The sequence below is a fragment of the Solidesulfovibrio magneticus RS-1 genome (genome assembly GCF_000010665.1).
GTDB lineage: Bacteria > Desulfobacterota > Desulfovibrionia > Desulfovibrionales > Desulfovibrionaceae > Solidesulfovibrio > Solidesulfovibrio magneticus.
In genome coordinates, this window is sequence record NC_012796.1 from 2,756,936 (window position 1) to 2,770,656 (window position 13,721).

The following is a 13,721-nucleotide window of genomic DNA, read 5'->3' on the forward strand; positions in this document are numbered from 1 at the left end:
TATTTTCAATAAGTTTACAGCTATCGTTCAGAAAAGCGCCCTGAGTGTAATGGCGTTTTCACGACCTTCCTACCTTCTTCGTTTTTTTTCAGCAATCACTCAACAGCTCTCGTCAAGCAAGGCTTTGATTTGCCTTTCAATTTCAAACAATAGAGAGTATACTCGATTTTTTTCAACCTTACTCTCTTTCACTACGCTGAGGCAGGTCCAATCTGAGAACTCTATTATTACTCCACACCCCGCCGCAGGATTTTTGCATGCTTCAGGATCGCAGCCAGGGACTTCGGGACCAGATAGGGCGTTGCGCGCTCTGGCAAAAGACCGGGTTTCAGGTACCCCGAAAACAGCCGCATAAATTCGGGACGGGCAACACGACATCACACGGCTGGCTCGACACACTGACACGCTCGGCGCGCAGATACAGGGACATCTGGCGGGCAGGCTCGCAACCTTGGGGGGCGCGGGGGGCAGAACAGAGGGGGCAGCAAAAACAGATGGCGGGACAGCAGCGGGACAAAATGAAGACTTGAAACAATCTGCGGGGAGAGGGACGAGAAGAATAGCTTTATAAAACAGGATGGTGCGAGAGAGGGGGTTCGAACCCCTATGCCTTGCGGCGCCAGATCCTAAGTCCGGAAAAATGCATTTCCAGTTGAACCACTGTGAACTGCAAACTGCCGTTTTCAATGGAGAATAACCCTGCTCTCGCGTCAGCTCTGGCAAGTGGACTTCGGCCAAAACTTGGGGCAGTTTTGGGGCAGAAAAACCATGCCGCAACAAGATGGCCAAAAAACTGTCGAGCAACTATCCCGGCGTCCGATTCCGGGAACATGAGACCCGGAAGGACAACCGCCGGCCTGACCGCTACTTTTCCATCCGCTACCGCTGCCGCGGCAAAAACATGGAGGAAGGCATCGGCTGGGCCTCCGAAGGCTGGACCGCCGAAGACGCCAGCCGCATCCTTGGCGAGATCCGCCAGAACATCAGGCGCGGCACCGGCCCGCAATCCCTCCGGGACATGGCCCGGGCCGCCCGGGGCGAGGCCGACGCCGCCGAAGCCGCACCCCTCACCTTCGGGGAGCTGGCCCGACGCTACCTCGACTGGGCCAAGCGTAACAAATCCTCGTGGAAAGAGGATGAATATCTTCTGGCCAAACGCGTCCTGCCCCTTTTCGCCCACCGCCCCGCCACATCGCTGACCCGTACCGACACCGAACAATTCCGAGACGCCCTGCTGGACGCCGGCGGGCTTTCGCCCATGACCATCAAACACCATCTTGTCGTCATCCGCCGCGTCTACAACTGGGCAGCGTCCACGCCCGTTGCCGACGATCCGGGACACATGCTTTTCGAAGGCCGAAACCCCGTGTCCGGCATCCGCATGCCCCTCGTCGACAACGAGCGCATCCGCTTCCTGACCCGCGAAGAGGCTGACCGACTCCTGGAGGCCGCCGGGGAGCGCCTGCCCGAGATGCACGACATCATCCTCCTGGCCCTGCTCACCGGCATGCGCCGGCAGGAGATCCTTGGGCTGATGTGGCAGGACGTCGACCTCGTCAACCGCATCATCTCCATTCCGGCCCGCCTGACCCGGGCCAAACGAAGCCGCAAGGCCTTCCTGGACGAGGAAACGGCCGCCATGCTGCAAGCGCGCCGCGAACATGCGCAATCCCCTTTTGTTTTTCCAGGCGCCGTCGACGGCCGCCGGGACCCTGACCACGTCACCCGGCAGTTCGACGCCCTGGTCAACGGCATCGGCCTCAACAACGGCGTCACAGACCCGAAGCATAAGGTCGTGTTCCATACCCTGCGCCACACCTTCGCCAGCTGGCTGGCCCAGGCCGGGGCGGACATCCATCACCTGATGGAGCTGACCGGCCACAAGTCGATTTCCACGATGCAGCGCTACGCCCACCTTATGCCCGGGAAAACCCGCGCGATCGCTTCCCTGGTTTCGCGTCGCGCTTCGCCAGCTCCAAAAGGCGTTCCTCCCGGGTCTTCCGAATCGTGACCGTCCACCGGGTCAGCAGCCACTCCACCAGATCCTCCCGGTAATAGGCCACGCTGTCGCCGACGCTCATGGCGTTTTTCGGCCCCTCGCGGCGGGTGTCATAGTTGGCCATGGATTCGGCCGAGACGAGTCCGCCAAGGAAGGTGCCCACATGCTTGCGGGCAATGACGGGCGGCAGTTCGGCCAGCAGGCGCTTGCGCATTTCAACGGCTTCGGGCGTCAACTCAGCCATGGGAAACCTCCTCGCGGTTTTCTTCTTCGGGTATTTGTTCGCTTCTGGCCGGATTGGCCGGGGCGGCCGGGGTGGTCGACACCCGGTCTTCCGCGCCGACGATGACCACCCGCAGCCCCGTGCCCAGGCGGGCTTCCAGGGCTTGCTTCAGTTCCGTCACGGTCGGTTCCGGCGGCGGCGGCGCAAAGGCCGGCTCCTGCACCGGCCCCTTCCGGTCCGGATCGCCCGTCAGATAGACAGGCCCGGCCCCGGTCCGAATCCAGGTCGGATTGAGGCCGAATTTCTCGTAGAGCACCACCAGCCAGGCATCGGGAATCGCTCCGCGCCGCTTGGCGTCGGATATGCTCGATTGCCTTATGTCCAGGCACAGGGCCAGGGCCACCTGGGTATGCAGGTTCGTTGTTTCGCGTATCCGCTCCATCGCCTCATCGAACATGGCCGCTCCTTTGGTTGGGGGTTCCCGGCCCCGGCCCGGCCGCGCCTGCACCTGCGCGGCCGGGCCCTGGACCGGCGGAAACGGGGCTGACGAAACCGGTCCGCTCACGGGGCATTCCCCGCCCGTTCCCGATTCTCGGCGGCGGACAGTCGGCGTCCGGCTGGCATAAAGGAGGGCCACCGCGCCCTTCCCGCCGGCTTGGCATGTCCCTGCCACCGTGCGCCTTTGATTCCCCGCCCCCAGGCCGGACGCCAGGGGAGGTCCGGCCTGGAAAGCCCCTTTCGGGTTCCAGGTGGGGAGAGCCTGGAGGCGGGGAATCAAAGGGCCTGCCCCGGGCGGGCGGGCCGTCCCGCCGCGCCCGGACTCACCGCTATTGCCCGCCGGTTTCCCTGGCCCCGGCCACGTAGGGCTCAAAACGCAGGGGATCGTACACGTCGGTCCGGAAATGGCCGTCCAGGAAACGGCCGATGAGCAGCGTTTCCTGCGACGCATCACCCGACGCCGGCACGGCATCGGTATCCAGGACCACGCCAAAGGGACTGCCGGCCTCCATATCCCGCCCCAAGGCCTTGGGCACGACCAATTGCCCGGGCATAAAAATGTTGGGCCTTGCGTAGTCCGCATAGGCTGCCAGCAGCCGCGCGGCTTCCTCCTCGGGTGAAAGCGCCGGATTCGGGACTTCGCGCCGGTCGGCCATGGCCTGTATGAGGCTCATGGGGATTGACGCCAGCCCGACGGACAGGCTTCCCGGCTCTTTCCCGTCCTTCCCGGGCCTGCCGCCTTCCGCCCCCCTCTGCCGGGCCTCCTCCCGACCGTCCGTTTCCTGTTCCGCCCTGCCGGCCGCCCCATCCACGTTGGTTTGCAGATCGTCCATTGCTGTCTCCTGTCGGTCAGTATGTGCAGCCACAATCGGCCTACCACCCTTCCCCATCATCGCCGGGCCGATGGTCCAGCCCGCCCGCAGCCGCCAGCCAGACCATGGCCGCCGGCCACGCCAGCGCCAGCAGAAGCCTCCAGCCCATGTTCCGCCCCCTCCTGCTTGCAGCGCAGCAGCGCCCGGCAATCGCCGGCTGCGGTCTCCAACTGCTCCACCAGTTCGGCCAGCGGCTGCGGCTCCAGCACAAACCCGGGGCGCAGGCTGCGGCCGTAGCGGCGGTAATCCGCCAGCAGCCGGAACATGAGGTCATAGACAATGGCCGCCGCTGCTTCCTCGCGTTCAATCATCGCCAGCATCGCGCCACCCCCTGGCCCGTATGAGCCATTCGATCGCAAAACAGGCCGCTCCGGCCAGGAACCACGCGGCTATGGCCGCCACTGCCCAATCCTTCATTCCCTGTCCCCTTCCGGCAGGCTGCGTTCGATGCCGAAATACTGCCGTGGTTCGGGTTCTTCCGGCAGGATCAGCCGGTCCTGTACATGGCGCACCGCACCAAGCGCCCCTTTCACGGCCCGCTGGTTGATGCCTGAAAGGTCCGGGTGGTCCAGGCACAACTCCATCTTGGCGATGGCCACGGCCAACCGGCCGATGAGTTCAGGGTCCGCCGGCATAGCTCACTCCGTGAACATGTCCGCCCGGTCCAGCAGCGTCCGGGCCGCCGGCTCCCGTTCCTGGGGGACCAACCCATGTTCGAGCAGGTCACGCACGAGCCTGGCCAGCTCCCGGACCAGGGTCCGGCACCGCAGCGTCTGGGCTTCGGCCGCAGCCAGGGCTTCTTTGCGGACGTCAGGCATCAGCCGCCCTGCCGTCGTTTAGCGCCTCGCCCTCGACCAAAAGCCGCCCGGCCAGCTCCCGCAGCTCCAGCCGCAGGCACACGCCTTCGCGAAGCAGATAGCCCATGGCCCCCATGATCCGCCGGGTCTCGGCCAGCTCGGCCCGGGAGAGGCGTCGCATTTCCTGGTACGTTTCCAGCTCCTTGCGCAGCTGCCCAAGGGAGCGCGCGTACGCCTCCCGCTCCCCGGCCCAGTCCCACGAGCCGGCGAGCCACGACCAAAGCCTGCGCCACCAGGGCATCCGGGAAGGTTCCGCCGCCGCCATGGCGGCGTCCGTCCCGCCCAAGGGGGAGCGGTCAAAACGCAGATGTTTGGGCGCCACGGGAAAGGAGCCCCGGGCCTCACGCGCTGCCGCAGCCAGGGTCGCCACGGCCAGAAGCGCCGCTTCGGAAACCTGCCGGCCCTGGGACGGCGAAAGCGTGCCGCCCATGTCGCGCAACAGCTCCAGGGCGTTGCCGGCCTGGACCAGACCGCGTAGAAGCAGCCCCGTCGCCACGCCGGCCTTCCCGCTCCACGGCTGCGGCGGGTCGTCTCGCAGGCACCGCTCGTATTGCGCCACCAGCCATTCGATGAGCAGCGGCGTGCCTAGGGCTTGGCAGAAACGGGGCACCAGCGGCAGCGGGATGAACTTGTCCACCGCCGCCTCGCCAAACCAGCAGCCCACGGTCTGGCGGTTGCGGTCCATGGCCGTGGCAATGGCGTCCAGGTCCAGGCCGGACATGCGGCGCATCACCTGGATCACCTGCAAACACGTCGCGTCTTCAAGGGCTTGGCCGGGGTTCATGAAACAATCCTCCCGAAGTATTCGCGGTTTCCGCTTGCCAGGACGGCTAGGTACGGCCCATGGGCCACGGTTCCGCGCCCACGCTGTCGCGCACCATTGCCCGGCCGTCCTGTGCGGCCGTCCGACGTCTGGCGCGGTTCAGCTTTGGCGGATGCGCGACCGGCGTTTAGGCCCGGGTTTCCCGGGTTCGCGCGGTTCGGGCAGCAGCTCGGCCGGCACGCCCAGGGCGATCAGGTTTCGGATATGGTCAGGAGTGGCCCGCCGGCCGGCGATGATGTTGGAGAGCGTGGTTTTGGACATGCCGGCGTCGGCGGCGAGATCCTTGAAGACGATGCGTCGTTCGATGAGCCAGGCGCGGCAGCGATCTTGACGCGTAGGGGTAATTGTGTGAACAGGTTCACAGTATTGCATCGTGAAACCTCTTTCGGTCCGCTGTCAGGACGGGCAAAGTCCTGGTTGGCGAAAATGTATCCCTGGTTCCCGGACTAATGAAAAACGAGGACGCCTGTCAACGTTTTTCAAGGGCAAAAGATGAATTTCGACGACAAAAATGACTTTGCTCAACGATTACGCCACTTAATCCAGTGCCTTAAGATAAAGGACACTGAATTCGCTCAACAGGGTGGCGTAACGAAGCAAACACTCAGCGGATATTTAACGGGAAAAAGAGAACCCGGCCGGAGTACCCTGGCGAACTGGGTAAACGCTTTTCACGTCAACGGAACGTGGCTGCTAACTGGCGAAGGGGGAATGTTTTCCGAGGACTGTAATCAGAAAACAAACGACTTTCCTCAGGAAGAGATATCGGATAAGCTCACATGTGAGCAGCGCAACATGCTCACCTACAAACGTCTTCAAACCGAGCTAGGCATGGACAAGCAGCGCATCGCCGAAGGCCTCGAAGCCATCGTGATGGGCAAGCGGCCCAGCTCACGTAAGCCCGCAAAGGAGTACGGATCCGGCGAGGACGTTGGTTACAGTGAGAGGGGTGGGGATGAGTTGTTTGGGGGTTAGGGAAGGAAGATAATTTCGCAGAATGCCAATCAGGACTTTCGTAATGGGTCGCCAAATCTCGAAAGAATCATGCGCCGAAGCGGTTATAAAGGGTATAAAGAAAGCCCAACGAAACTACGAACAATGGTCAGGCGGTGATTGGGTTTGGACTGCTGCGGAATACATGTTGACTGTATATGTCGCCAAAGAAATTTATGCTATTGATGGCACTAAATATGTTACGATTGAACACAACGTCCTTCAGGCAATTAATGATGCAGGTGCGATAGCTCCTGGCCCAAAGCCAAAAAATGCTCGCGTCCGGGGACGTTTTGACATTTTGCTCTGGTGGGCAAGTGAATATCCTAGAGCTGTAGTTGAAATTAAAAACCAGCCTTACGGATCAGACGTTTGCACAAAAGATTTCAATAGAATTGACGAAGTGCTTAGAATCCGCAAGGAAGAAAGCAGCCTTGAATTTGGAATGTTCGGATTTTACACATCTGCCATAGGCAATTGTGAAAAATCTGCAACAGACAAAGTCGTCAACAAAATTAGAAACATCAAACAATTGGCGATTGACACTATAGGGCGCAATTGTAAAATTAAATTATTTCATTCAAAGATATACACGGACAAACACGAGAGCGCTTGGGCAGCCGGATGTCTATTGATTGAACGTAGATAAAGAAATTTTTACGCAAGCACCATGCAAAGCTACTCAATCACAAACACCTTCAAAGCGAACTAGGCATGGACAAACAGCGCATCGCCGAAGGCCTCAGAGCCAGCGTGATGTGTAAGCGGCCCAGCTCACGTAGGCTCGCAAAGGAGTCCGAATTCGGCGAGGACATTGGTTACAGTGATGCCAAAAAATTACAAATTTTGACTAACAAAGGACAGGCAAATGAGCACGTACTCAGACATAATGTTACAACTTGTAAATTCTATTGACAAAATAACATCAGTATCAACGTATATTGTTTTTCTATTACTACTGATTGCCGGCATAAAAAGCGGTGTATTCAAAACAAAAAACACTAAGAATTTTGATATTGAATCCAAAAACGACAGCGAAGCGAATGCGACAGCACAACAAAAACTAGACAGCACTGCAGACGACACGAATAAACACAGAACATACGAAGAAAGTAAACTTTTAGAATACTACACCCAGGCGCTCAACCAATCAAAAACAAGCTTTTGGTTCAGCTTAATATTTGCGTCATTAGGGTTTTGCATAATTGCCAGCTCTCCATTTCTATACAAAGAAGGAGGAGGACTTGACGCCACAGTAAAACTTTTATCAGGAACCATAGTTAGCTCTGTATCCTCCCTATTCTTCATCCAATCAAAACGCGCTCAACAAGCCATGGTAACCTTTTTTGATAAACTTCGCTCTGACCGCTTAGCATTGGAAGCTAAAAATATTTCAAACGAGATACAAAATCCAGATTTAAAAGATAAATTAAAAACAATTCTTGTCTTAAACAATGCAGGACTTGACACTTCATCATTGCTTTCAGATTGCAAACTCTAACCGACACTAAACAACGACACCAAAATCATACACAAACACATACTAAAAATAGCATTCTAGCAACGTCAACCCAGCAAAACTACATGCAATGCCACGAATACCACTTGACATCCGCCCCTGATATGCAAACAACAAAGGAATATCTACAAACTTTTCACACCTAAAAACCGTGCTTCAAACCCAAAACATATCACTATCCGATAAATCAAAACTCAAAAAGATCAAATAAGAACACAATGAGCACTGCCGTATTCACAAAAAATCGTAGTATTTTTTGGCTAAGAATAAACGAAAACGACGACGGAAGTTATGCTTTTTTTGTATCAGATGCCGCCCAAAGAGTACTCAACTACCACTTTCCAATCCTTTTCCAGATAAGCCCAACTGGATGGAAAGATGGAAAGTCTAATGTCAAATACATCTGGATCCCAAAAGACAGAACATGGAACATAGACATTGAATCAATAAAAAAATGGGCTGATTTTGCCGTCAATCATTGCGTCTGGATTGATTGTGCCAACGAAATTGAATACTGCGTCGCCTGTGATTTCAATTTTGAAGTTATTAACAACGAATTCAAGCGCACACCATTGGGATTGGCAGAATTTAAAATAAAGTATCGAATTGACAACATCCCAGAAACTGAAAAAGCTACTCATCTAAATCTGATGTACAACAAAATGTGTTGTGCTTTTGATCTATTGCCATTACGATACAAGCCAAGCAGGATGCTCTTCGGAAAGACCACGCCACCCATAATTACATCCATACCAGCAAATACAGGAAAAGGAAAACTTGCGTGGAACCTCGCAAAATATATAGCTCGCCAAAAAAGTTTTGACTTGGTAGAAGCTCAGCTATTGCCACCCAAGCCAGAAATGAAAAACCTGCGCTTACAAGAAAAAATAACAACTTGGCTAAATTTATATCAGATTCCAATGTCCGTTAGCTTCAATGGAGACATGCGAGATCGAGAAATTGTTATAGTTGATGACCTATACCAATCCGGTGCCACTATGCAAGCATATGCAAAACATCTAAAATCTTTAGGAGTACGTGACATTTATGGTTTAGCGTGCGTCAAGTCAATGAGAGACAGTGACAACCAATGATATCTTCTATTCTTCAATTCTTACAAGCAAAAGGATCCGGCGAAGCGCTGCTTCGTCGTTTTCTGCTTTTTGCTGCGATAAATGGAAAAAATGCAGCAAAGAGCTTATGCACATCTATCAACAACCTCTCCAATGAACTCAAAATAAATAATGACGTTGCATCAAATATTGTAAATTCAGCAAGTGAAGCATTTTTTTTACATGAAAGCCTTTACAAAGACAACATAAATGTTGCTTGGATAGGCTCAGATGTCTACCCACACCACCTCGTAGCAACATTAAAATACGATGCTCCTCCTGTATTGTTTTTTAAAGGATGTAATAAGTTATTTGACAATATGGGAGTTGGATTTTGCGGGTCAAGAAAAGCGTCAGAAAAAGGACTTTTAATAACTAGGCGTTGTGTTGAATTACTAGTTGACAAGAAAATTTGCGTAACAAGCGGATACGCACACGGCGTTGACATGGCTGCACATAAAACTGCGTTAAAAAACGGTGGAAAGACAATATTTGTTCTTGTGGAAGGAATAATGCGGTTCCAGCACAAACGGGAGATTGCAGAATTTCTTTCAGATGACAATTATTTAGCCGTCTCACAGTTTCCACCTAATTTAACTTGGTCTGCTCGTAATGCCATGAAACGCAATGGGACAATAATTGGTCTTTCTGATGCTATGATTCTTGTAGAATCTGGCATTACAGGTGGTACTTTTGCTGCAGGCAAAGAAACTCTACAGCGAGGCCAACCGCTTTTTGTTATCGACTATGCTGCACCTGGACCATCCGCAGAAGCGAACCCCAATTTTATAAAAAACGGAGGCATCCCTATCCGAGGAAATTCTGATGGCATACCAAATCTTGAAAAGATATTTGACATTACCAACCAAAGCAGACGTAACGATATAAATACAAAAGACCTTTTTACAAAGCATCAATCAATTAAATACCTTCAAAAACATGAAATTTTACTCAAATCCAGAAACAAATTAATCACGCGAGACACATAACAAAGGATTGTATTTTATGATATTTCCAAATGATCCGATCTTGATTGATGAGTTCATAAAGCAAGGAATCAGCAGAGACGACTCACATAAATTGTTTAACTCTGGATACTATATTGCAGCAGACGGTCATATAGCTGATTCTTTTTATGGCAACAAATACTATTCTGGACTTCATCCTCTTAATTCTAGTGGTGTTAAATTTTCTCCAAAAGAATTTACAGTTTCATCATTATCAGAAATAAAATCAATATTGTCGGAGCCAGAGCACGCCGTGTACCGCAGTCGTATGGTTTTTCGAGGCCAGACAAAAGAGTACTACACTCAGCGCGAGTATCCAAATCCTATTGCTGAGCATAAAGGCAAAGAAAGACTCATCATACCAGGATATTGGCGTAAGTTTTCAACCAATTGGAATTTGCGTTTTTCTGCACCTGACTACGAGTCTGTATTTTTATCAAACTATGGCGACGAACTTATATATCATGGAATTGCGAACTGGCGAAACTTGGCATCAATCAATTCGAGTCGCTACGGCCCACATTTACTTTCGGATCTTGAAAACTTTCCCGATCCTGAAAGTCAAGAATATGGTAGACGATGGCAAGCTTTTAAAATTCAAGGTATAGCAAACACATCACTTCCACTTGTTGAACAACACTACGGCATAGAAACAACTGGTTTAGACGTTACGTTTGACGTATCAATAGCAACTTTTTTTTCTTTACATCAGTTTACAAAAAGGCACGACGACACAGCTTATTATCAACCTATAGATCCACTTTTACACGCTGGAATAGTATATTGTATAGTTTTCGAATCTCCACCTCTAACAAGAGCTACGCAAAACTATTTAAATAATGAAATTTTTTCTCATATAAAGCCTACGAGACCAGTCTCGCAGGACTGCGCTCTCCCATTTTTCGGACGCCACAACATTAACGAGGCCGTTGCAGATTTACTTTGTATTTTTAAAATTGCTCCAAACTTCAGCACAGATGATATACCAAATTCAAACGATCTTTTCCCTGAAATATATAAAGACCCTTTTTACAAAGCAGCGCTCGAAGCTAAATTTAAAGCTATGAAATCTAGTCCCTTAAAAAATATCGTCGAGTATTCTTTGTGAATTACAAAATAACTTAGGTCCAATATGGATATAAACATAAAACACGGATTGCCCGGCCGAGGCTCCCGAGTTCATCCCAATGTTGAAGCCGGTGTTGCTGGGGTCATCCTCGGCCAGCCGGCTCCTGAGGATACGCGGCAGGCTGTCCACGTCATTACACTTCGCCTGGGTCATGGCGAACCCGTCCGTCGCGTGGCGCTTGGTGATGACCAGATGGTGGCCGGGCGACACAGGAAATCCATCCGGAATGGCAAAGACGGAATCAAACTCCTCGACAATCTGGCTCCTGGCCACCTATCAAACGAGTCAGTCATCGAACACGTCAGCTCGGTCAGGATGTCACTGTTGTCTTCCGTCTTGCCCGATGCAATCTGATCGCTGAGAATCAATCAGCCAAGACTAACCGACTGTGTCATCGGAGGATTTGGATGTATCCAGTTACAAGTGAAAATCACATTAGACGGTTATAAAACTCGTTTTTTAAATATACTAACACTGAACTAATAAATTAAGAAAGGAACAATTATGAATCTTGGGCATCTTGAGCGAGTTGATCTTCGCAATATATGGGAGACAGAGGCTCAACATTTCACTCCTTGGCTTGCCCAAGAAGATAACTTGGCAATTCTATCGGAAGCTCTCAATATTGAATTAGAACTTGAAGCACAAGAACAAAACGTTGGTCCATTTAGAGCAGATCTTTTATGTAAAAACACAGAAGACAGCTCTTGGGTGTTAATCGAAAATCAAATGGAAATCACGGACCACAGGCACCTTGGGCAATTGCTCACATATGCCTCAGGTCTCCAGGCCGCTACTATTGTTTGGATTTCTGCCAAATTTACAGATGAACATAGAGCGGCCTTGGATTGGTTAAACAATATAACCGAAGAAAATTTCCGTTTTTTTGGCTTGGAAGTAGAGCTTTGGAAAATAGGGACTTCCGCAGCTGCTCCAAAATTCAACATTGTATCAAAACCTAATGACTGGTCTAAGACAGTATCAAACGGAAAAAAAAGCATAGACAACAAATCAACATCTGAGATCAAACAAAAGCAATACAGCTTTTGGGAATTACTTAAAAATCAATTTGATAATTTAAGATGTGGCATTCGGATCACAAAAGCACTACCTCAACATTGGATCAATATTAGCATTGGAAAAACTGGATTTAAAATCTGCCCAACACTTAACACTAGAGAAAGCAGGCTCGGCGTTGAACTATACATATCATGCCAGAATTCTAAAGAACTATTTCAACAACTATACAGCCAAAGAGACTCTATTGAGCGTGAATACGGCGAAGCATTGGACTGGCAAGAGCTGCCAGACAAAAAGGCTTGCAGAGTTTTATTTACCAAGACTAAAGTAAATCCTTTATTAGAATCGTTGTGGCCCGAGTACATCAATTGGTTTGAATTGAACATAAAGAAATTTTACAGCTGCTTTTATAATAGGATAAAAACACTTAGTGCTTCACCACAGCTAGAAGATGACGAGCCAAGTCAATCGTAAGCAAGTTTTAACATACTTCTGCAAAATCAATTTATAAACAAATATCTAAATTCAATACCCCATTTTGCAAGGGATCACCCCTCTCACCCCACCGCGCGGATTTTCCGTATCGCCATCCCTCCTCGGAATGAGATGGATATGGACATGAAACACGGTTTGCCCGGCTGAGGCTCCCGAGTTCATGCCGATGTTGAAGCCGGTTATGCTGCGGTCATCCTCGGCCAGCCGGCTCCTGAGGATCCGCAACAGACTGTCAGCGTCGTTGCGCTCAGCCTGGGTCATGGCGAACCAGTCCGCCGCGTGGCGCTTGGTGATGACCAGATGGTGGCCGGGTGAAACAGGAAATCCGTCCGGCATGGCAAAGACGGAATCAAATTCCTCGACAATCTGGCTCCTGGCCGCATCGTAACAGAACGGACAGCCCGGAATCGCTTCGCCCTGGGCCAGGGCCCGATAGTCCGTATCCTCTTTGTTCCCCTTGGACCGGTTGCACTTGGAGCAGAGCACCTGCAGGTTGGCGTACTCGTTGCCGCCGCCCTTGGAACGCGGCCGGATGTGGTCCACATCCAGCGGCCGCTCCTGGTTCGTGGCCCCGCACAGCGCGCACCGCCCACCCGACTCCGCCAGCACCCGGTTGCGCAGGCTCCCGGGCACAGGATCGGTCTCCAGCATCCGATAGTCCCAGATCCCCAGCCCGCGCTTAAGAATGTACTCCTGCAGCTTCCGGTCGCAGATCATCCTGATCTGCGCCTTCTGCTCAAAGGACAACTTTCCCGTGGTCAGCTCCACCAGATTGCCGCTCGAAGCCACCACCCCACGCCGCTGCAACACCTTGAGCGGCATTTCCTTGATCTTCCGCTCATAATACACAATCTGGCTTTCATCCTGATCCAGAAAGGCCATCGCCAGTTGCCGGACGGTGGCCGATCCCCCAGCGTCCACCAGCGAACGAATGAGCAGCGGCTGGTATATGTGCTGCATGGCCATCCGGTGCTTCAAAAACTCCACCAGCTCCTGAAAATCCATGGATCCGCCTGTAAGTTGATTTCGTATCTCGTGTTACCCAGGCCATCTTACCGCCAAGTTACAGATGAAACGTCAAAATGCGTTTCCCCGCAACGACGGTTTTTGCAATCCCATCCTGGGAAAGCGCGTCGTAAAAGAAGGTGAACCACCTAGTCTAGCGGTTCACCTT

The 13,721-nt window shown here is 52.2% G+C and carries 18 protein-coding genes; 8 read left to right on the forward strand and 10 right to left on the reverse strand.

What is annotated here, in order from left to right:
* The first annotated feature begins 781 nt into the window (after nucleotides 1-781).
* Nucleotides 782-2,011: a tyrosine-type recombinase/integrase gene (locus tag DMR_RS11805; RefSeq protein ID WP_015861137.1), complete on the forward strand. Its 1,230-nt coding sequence runs from the start codon at nucleotides 782-784 to the stop codon at nucleotides 2,009-2,011.
* Here DMR_RS11805 and DMR_RS24455 read toward each other — a convergent pair.
* The 8 genes from DMR_RS24455 to DMR_RS11840 form a co-directional block, all read right to left on the reverse strand.
* Nucleotides 1,917-2,243 carry a hypothetical protein gene (locus DMR_RS24455; protein WP_015861138.1) on the reverse strand — a complete coding sequence of 109 codons (327 nt, stop codon included), beginning with the start codon at nucleotides 2,241-2,243 and terminating at the stop codon, nucleotides 1,917-1,919. The genes DMR_RS11805 and DMR_RS24455 overlap by 95 nt on opposite strands.
* Nucleotides 2,236-2,679: a helix-turn-helix domain-containing protein gene (locus DMR_RS22415; RefSeq protein WP_052278987.1), complete on the reverse strand. Its 444-nt coding sequence runs from the start codon at nucleotides 2,677-2,679 to the stop codon at nucleotides 2,236-2,238. Before DMR_RS22415 ends, DMR_RS24455 begins: the two co-directional genes overlap by 8 nt.
* Before the next feature lie 370 nt (nucleotides 2,680-3,049).
* Entirely contained in the window at nucleotides 3,050-3,553 is a 504-nt protein-coding gene (locus tag DMR_RS11815; protein ID WP_015861139.1) for a hypothetical protein, read from the reverse strand.
* Nucleotides 3,554-3,609: 56 nt separating this feature from the next.
* Nucleotides 3,610-3,912: a hypothetical protein gene (locus DMR_RS11820; RefSeq protein ID WP_043600587.1), complete on the reverse strand. Its 303-nt coding sequence runs from the start codon at nucleotides 3,910-3,912 to the stop codon at nucleotides 3,610-3,612.
* Nucleotides 3,913-4,005: 93 nt separating this feature from the next.
* The gene (locus DMR_RS11825; protein ID WP_015861140.1) at nucleotides 4,006-4,227 is read right to left on the reverse strand and encodes a hypothetical protein; all 222 of its coding nucleotides are present in this window, start codon (nucleotides 4,225-4,227) and stop codon (nucleotides 4,006-4,008) included.
* A gap of 3 nt (nucleotides 4,228-4,230) precedes the next feature.
* The gene (locus DMR_RS11830) at nucleotides 4,231-4,410 is read right to left on the reverse strand and encodes a hypothetical protein (protein ID WP_015861141.1); all 180 of its coding nucleotides are present in this window, start codon (nucleotides 4,408-4,410) and stop codon (nucleotides 4,231-4,233) included.
* Nucleotides 4,403-5,233, reverse strand: a complete 831-nt coding sequence (locus DMR_RS11835) for a hypothetical protein (protein ID WP_015861142.1) — start codon at nucleotides 5,231-5,233, stop codon at nucleotides 4,403-4,405. Before DMR_RS11835 ends, DMR_RS11830 begins: the two co-directional genes overlap by 8 nt.
* Before the next feature lie 138 nt (nucleotides 5,234-5,371).
* A complete protein-coding gene (locus tag DMR_RS11840) occupies nucleotides 5,372-5,644 on the reverse strand; it encodes a helix-turn-helix domain-containing protein (RefSeq protein WP_015861143.1) in 273 nt (90 codons plus the stop codon).
* Between the two features lie 120 nt (nucleotides 5,645-5,764).
* Here DMR_RS11840 and DMR_RS11845 point away from each other — a divergent pair, with 120 nt between their 5' ends.
* From DMR_RS11845 to DMR_RS24480, 6 genes are all read left to right on the forward strand, one after another.
* Nucleotides 5,765-6,247 carry a helix-turn-helix domain-containing protein gene (locus DMR_RS11845; protein ID WP_015861144.1) on the forward strand — a complete coding sequence of 161 codons (483 nt, stop codon included), beginning with the start codon at nucleotides 5,765-5,767 and terminating at the stop codon, nucleotides 6,245-6,247.
* A gap of 43 nt (nucleotides 6,248-6,290) precedes the next feature.
* Nucleotides 6,291-6,914, forward strand: coding sequence for a hypothetical protein (locus DMR_RS24460; protein ID WP_148208419.1), 624 nt, complete (start codon nucleotides 6,291-6,293; stop codon nucleotides 6,912-6,914).
* Nucleotides 6,915-7,133: 219 nt separating this feature from the next.
* Nucleotides 7,134-7,766, forward strand: coding sequence for a TRADD-N-associated membrane domain-containing protein (locus DMR_RS24470; protein WP_148208420.1), 633 nt, complete (start codon nucleotides 7,134-7,136; stop codon nucleotides 7,764-7,766).
* Between the two features lie 236 nt (nucleotides 7,767-8,002).
* A complete protein-coding gene (locus tag DMR_RS24475; RefSeq protein ID WP_015861148.1) occupies nucleotides 8,003-8,878 on the forward strand; it encodes a hypothetical protein in 876 nt (291 codons plus the stop codon).
* Nucleotides 8,875-9,885, forward strand: coding sequence for a DNA-processing protein DprA (locus tag DMR_RS23365; protein WP_015861149.1), 1,011 nt, complete (start codon nucleotides 8,875-8,877; stop codon nucleotides 9,883-9,885). The genes DMR_RS24475 and DMR_RS23365 overlap by 4 nt, the downstream gene beginning before the upstream one ends.
* A 16-nt stretch (nucleotides 9,886-9,901) precedes the next feature.
* A complete protein-coding gene (locus DMR_RS24480; protein WP_015861150.1) occupies nucleotides 9,902-11,011 on the forward strand; it encodes a hypothetical protein in 1,110 nt (369 codons plus the stop codon).
* Here the strand turns inward: DMR_RS24480 and DMR_RS11850 are convergent.
* Nucleotides 10,982-11,305 (reverse strand): HIT domain-containing protein, encoded by a 324-nt coding sequence (locus DMR_RS11850; RefSeq protein WP_052278988.1) that lies wholly within the window; start codon nucleotides 11,303-11,305, stop codon nucleotides 10,982-10,984. The two genes, DMR_RS24480 and DMR_RS11850, sit on opposite strands and share 30 nt — an antisense overlap.
* A gap of 231 nt (nucleotides 11,306-11,536) precedes the next feature.
* On the opposite strand from DMR_RS11850, the gene DMR_RS23370 reads away from it, so the two are divergent.
* A complete protein-coding gene (locus DMR_RS23370) occupies nucleotides 11,537-12,526 on the forward strand; it encodes a DUF4268 domain-containing protein (protein WP_015861152.1) in 990 nt (329 codons plus the stop codon).
* A gap of 51 nt (nucleotides 12,527-12,577) precedes the next feature.
* Here the strand turns inward: DMR_RS23370 and DMR_RS22785 are convergent, their stop codons facing one another.
* Nucleotides 12,578-13,552 (reverse strand): HIT domain-containing protein, encoded by a 975-nt coding sequence (locus DMR_RS22785; protein WP_015861153.1) that lies wholly within the window; start codon nucleotides 13,550-13,552, stop codon nucleotides 12,578-12,580.
* Nucleotides 13,553-13,721: the final 169 nt, after the last annotated feature.